This window comes from Succinivibrio sp., from assembly GCF_045124615.1.
Taxonomy (GTDB): Bacteria; Pseudomonadota; Gammaproteobacteria; order Enterobacterales; family Succinivibrionaceae; genus Succinivibrio; species Succinivibrio faecicola.
The window spans coordinates 1-3,808 of the sequence record NZ_JBGVMC010000262.1 but is presented as its reverse complement, the minus strand read 5'-3'; the positions used below and the strand labels follow the sequence as shown (position 1 = coordinate 3,808).

At 40.2% G+C, this 3,808-nt stretch carries 3 protein-coding genes; 2 read left to right on the top strand and 1 reads right to left on the bottom strand.

Features of this window, described 5'->3' with window-relative positions; genetic code table 11:
• Positions 1 to 2,122: ribonuclease E (gene rne / locus ACJML3_RS06915; RefSeq protein WP_406021824.1), on the bottom strand; the 2,122-nt coding region annotated here is incomplete at its 3' end.
• Positions 2,123 to 2,589: 467 nt separating this feature from the next.
• Between rne and rluC the strand changes: the two genes are divergently transcribed.
• The gene (rluC, locus tag ACJML3_RS06910; RefSeq protein WP_288135365.1) at positions 2,590 to 3,564 is read left to right on the top strand and encodes a 23S rRNA pseudouridine(955/2504/2580) synthase RluC; all 975 of its coding nucleotides are present in this window, start codon (positions 2,590 to 2,592) and stop codon (positions 3,562 to 3,564) included.
• A 4-nt stretch (positions 3,565 to 3,568) separates the two neighbouring features.
• The coding region (locus ACJML3_RS06905) for an HAD family hydrolase (protein WP_406021821.1) at positions 3,569 to 3,808 on the top strand (240 nt) is incomplete at its 3' end.

Here is a 3,808-nt window from a genome sequence, read left to right as displayed (position 1 = left end):
CCTTAGCAGGAGTACCAATACGGCGTGGCTTTGCAACAGGTTTTGCCTGATCATTTTCAGCTTTAGCCTTTTTGTGTTTTGGCTCTCTTACGGCATTTTGATTTTCTTCAATGTTTGAAGCTTTGCTCTGACGCTGCTTATTCTGCTTTTGTGCTTTTACCTGATCTTTTTCCTGATCCTGTTTTTTGTTTTTAGGCTCATTAGTACGCTCGTTCTTCTCATTACGTGAAGGACGCTCATTCTTACCGTTTTTGCCTTTGTTCTGACGCTTTGCATTGTCAGCCTTATTCTGCTGGTTGTTACGGTTTTTGCCTTTAGAATTCTTAGAATTCTTGTTGCGAACAGGCTCTTTCTTTTCATCTGATGAGAACAGTGAACCGAAGAATGACATTACAGAGGATAAAAGTGAAGGGCTGTTATCCTTGGCTTTCTTCTGATTCTTATTCTGCTTCTTAGATGAAACCTTAGGAGTAGAGATAGTTGAAGAAAGAATATCTGCATTGATTGCAGGAGTATCGCTTGACTCTCTGTTTGACTGAGCATTATCAACGATCTTCTTGAGCATTGGATTTTCAAGGAAATTTTCAGATTTCTGACGGTTTTCCTTGTCAAGATCTCTTAAAACCTCAAGAGAATTGATATTGCTTTCCTTGCTCAGAGGAGTCTGGATGCAACGGTTAACCTGATATTCCTGTGGCATATATGTCTTTTCAGGAATAATGGTGATTCTGGTCTTTGTACGCTCTTCAATTGCGGCAAGTGCAGCTCTCTTCTCGTTAAGGATAAAGGTTGCAACCTCAACTGATGCGATAGCAAATACGTCACCAGCATTCTCCTTGTGAGCCTCTTCCTCAATCAGACGGAGAATAGATAGAGCAAGAGATGAAGAATCACGGCAGGTACCCTGACCGTTACACATTGGACATACATGAGAGCTTGTCTCTTCAAGAGATGGTCTTAATCTCTGACGGGACATTTCAAGTAAGCCAAAGCGAGATAATCTTGAGAACTGAATTCTTGCTCTGTCCTGACGAACAGCTTCGCGCATTCTGTTTTCTATTTCACGCTGATTCTTAAGAGGGCTCATATCGATAAAATCGATAACCACAAGACCACCAACGTCTCTTAATCTTAACTGACGTGCAATTTCTTCAGCAGCTTCAATATTAGTCTGAAGAGCAGTTTCTTCAATGTCACCACCCTTAGTAGCCTTTGCAGAGTTAACATCGATTGATGTTAAAGCCTCAGTAGGATCGATAACGATGGCACCGCCTGATGGAAGTCTTACCTCACGCTGGTAAGCTGTATCAATCTGAGACTCAATCTGGAATTTGCTAAATAAAGGGATATCACCGTTATACAGATGAACCTTAGATGCAAATTCTGGACGAACAAGCTCAATGTAGTGAAGGATCTGCTTGTATGCATCCTGACTGTCTACAAGGATTTCGCCAATATCTGGGCGTAGATAATCACGAATAGCGCGAAGTGCGATATTTGATTCTTGGTGAATTAAGAAAGGAGCTGGACGTGATTGAGCTGCCTGCTTAATCATTGTCCATAATTTTGTTAGGATTGATAAGTCCCACTCTAATTCTTCTGCGCTCTTGCCAACACCTGCAGTACGAACGATAACGCCCATTCCATCTGGTACAGTAAGTCCTTTTAGTGCAGCCTTAAGTTCTGTACGATCCTCACCTTCAATACGACGTGAGATACCGCCAGCTCTTGGGTTGTTTGGCATTAGAACAAGATAAGAACCTGCAAGGGAAACGAAGGTAGTTAAGGCAGCACCTTTAAGTCCACGTTCTTCTTTTTCAATCTGAACGATAACTTCCTGACCTTCCTTAAGTGCAGAGCGTACCTGTGCATGGTCATTAAAATTTGTACCTGCAGGGTAGTACTCTCTTGCAATTTCCTTTAAAGGAAGAAAGCCATGTCTTTCTACACCGTAGTCAACGAATGCAGCCTCAAGGCTTGGTTCAATACGAGTGATAGTACCTTTATAGATATTAGCTTTCTTATTTGCATGCTGTGGGGATTCAATGTCGAGATCATACAGCTTCTGACCATCAACTAGAGCAACACGAACTTCTTCAAGCTGAGTTGCATTAATTAACATTCTCTTCACGAGAAAATTCCCTTTTGTAAGGTCTGTAAAAACAATAGTCTAATCTAGGGCCAAAAATGACTCCTGCCATAGCCCTTTGTCTACAGAACAAGTTTTTATTACACCTTTGTAAAAACGCGCCATCACCTTCATAAAGGAGGGGGCTTTACAAGGCAGCCTTAATCAACGTCTTTCTCAGATTCAGTATTCTGTTTTTGTAAGAACCACCAATCTGCCGCGAGGCATCCCCCGCAGACGAACGATTAACTAATAACGAGCAGAAACCATGAACAAAGCGGTTACCGTACCCGTGAGTGTATTATGCCATATTTTTTTAGAATTAATCACTTTAAAGACCTTATTCTTATGGCAATTTTAAAAAATTTGAACTGCGACATCAGCAAAAGCAAAGATCTGTATTAAGAAAACTTGATTGAAATTTGATAAAATGCGCGAAGAAAATAATTTAGGATAGGCAAATGTCAGAAAAAAAGGTTGTATCAAAATCAGTAACTTATAACGAAGCTACCGAGAATGATGATGGTCAGAGACTTGATAATTATCTAGCAAGAGTGCTCAAGGGTGTGCCAAGAAGCATGCTGTACCGAATCTTGAGAAGAGGTGAGGTTAGAGTAAATAAGGGACGTGTTTCTCCATCTTACAAGTTAAGACAGGGAGATATCATAAGAATTCCTCCTGTAACTGTTACAGAAGGTCCTGTCACTATACCATCATCTAATCTTCATCTTGTACAAGACTTAAAAGACAGGATCCTTTTTGAAAATGAAGATCTGATAGTTGTCGATAAGCCGGCAGGTCTTGCATCTCATGGTGGTAGTGGAATTGAATTTGGTCTTATTGAAGCATTAAGGGCTCTAAAGCCAGAAGAACGCTTTTTAGAGCTGGCCCACCGTCTTGATAAGGAGACATCAGGCTGTCTTATTGTTTCAAAAAGAAGATCTGCTCTTAGAAACCTTCATGAGCAGTTCAGACAGAGAGTTGTCAAAAAAAGATATCTAACATTGGTTCCTGGTAAGTGGGACAGAAGAATAAAGCTTGTTGATGCCCCTCTTATCAGAAATGAGCTGCGCTCTGGCGAAAGAATGGTTGAAGTAAACAGAAAACTAGGTGATCCTTCATCAACAGGTTTTGAAATTGTTGAGAGCTATGAAGGTGCAACTTTAGTTGCTGCAATGCCTCATACAGGAAGAACTCATCAGATCCGTGTGCATACAGCATATGTAAAGCATCCTGTCGGCGGAGATGAAAAATATGGTGACAAAGAGTTTAATGCTTATTTAAGATCCATTGGTTTAAAGCGAATGTTTCTGCATGCATTTAAGATTACTTTTAAAAATCCAAAAGATGGTTCTTTACTAAAAATTGAAGCACCGCTGCCAGATGAGCTTGAACAGGCCCTTGAAACATTCAGAAAATTAAGCAACCAAGGTTAATTAAATGTCAGATTACTCTCATATTGATGGAGCCCGTGACATTGTAAGGGCTGAGTGTTTTTCAAAGATAAAAGAACATCTAAAGGCAGTTGTTTTTGATCTGGATGGAACTCTTACAGACAGTGTAGGACAGATTATTGCATGTACTCATCATACATTTGATTTTTATAAAATCAGACAGCCGGAAGATAAAGCTATTATGAGTACCATAGGAAAGGAGCTGTCTGAGGCTTTATGCATACTT